Source organism: Mesorhizobium sp. M7A.F.Ca.CA.004.04.2.1 (genome assembly GCF_004022825.1).
Classification (GTDB): domain Bacteria; phylum Pseudomonadota; class Alphaproteobacteria; order Rhizobiales; family Rhizobiaceae; genus Mesorhizobium.
Map to the genome: position 1 here is coordinate 1 of NZ_RZPH01001529.1, position 877 is coordinate 877.

At 65.1% G+C, this 877-nt stretch carries 1 protein-coding gene; it reads left to right on the top strand.

Annotation, left to right across the window (positions count from 1 at the left end):
* A partial coding sequence (locus EN893_RS35900; RefSeq protein ID WP_206640259.1) for a dihydroxy-acid dehydratase occupies positions 1 to 789 on the top strand: 789 nt, incomplete at its 5' end.
* Positions 790 to 877 lie beyond the last annotated feature (88 nt).

The window sequence follows — 877 nt, forward strand, 5'->3', positions numbered from 1 at the left end:
CACACGCGACCGCTGGGCGAAGCGCTCGACCATTGGGATATTTCCCGCACGACCAGCCAGAGTGTGCGCGATTTCTTCCTCGCCGCCCCTGGTGGCGTGCCGACACAGGTCGCTTTCAGCCAGGACCGCCGCTGGGACGAACTCGATCTCGACCGCGAGAAAGGCGTCATCCGCTCGACCGAACATCCCTTTTCCAGGGATGGCGGCCTCGCCGTGCTGAAAGGCAATCTGGCTCTCGACGGCTGTATCGTGAAGACCGCCGGCGTCGATGAATCGATCCTGAAGTTCACCGGCCCGGCCCGCGTCTTCGAAAGCCAGGATTCGAGCGTCAAGGCGATCCTGTCCAACGAGATCAAGGCCGGCGATGTGGTCGTCATCCGCTATGAAGGGCCGCGCGGCGGCCCAGGCATGCAGGAAATGCTCTATCCGACCAGCTATCTGAAGTCGAAAGGGCTCGGCAAGGCCTGCGCTCTGGTCACCGACGGCCGCTTCTCCGGAGGCACGTCGGGCCTGTCGATCGGCCATGCGTCGCCGGAAGCCGCCGAAGGCGGGCTGATCGGGCTGGTGCAGGAGGGCGATACGATCGAGATCGACATCCCGAACCGCAGCATCCGCCTGGCTGTCGATGAGGCGGAACTCGCTGCCCGCCGGGCGGCGATGGAGGCCAGGGGCGCCCTGGCCTGGAAGCCCGAGGAAAAGCGCAAGCGCAAGGTGACGACCGCCTTGCGCGCCTATGCCGCCATGACGACCAGCGCGGCCAAGGGCGCGGTGAGGTTTGTGCCGGAATAGAGCAGTTCTTCCTTCTCCCCTTGTGGGAGAAGGTGGCCTCGCGAAGCGAGGTCGGATGAGAGGTGTTCCAGACAACACCCACGCCTCA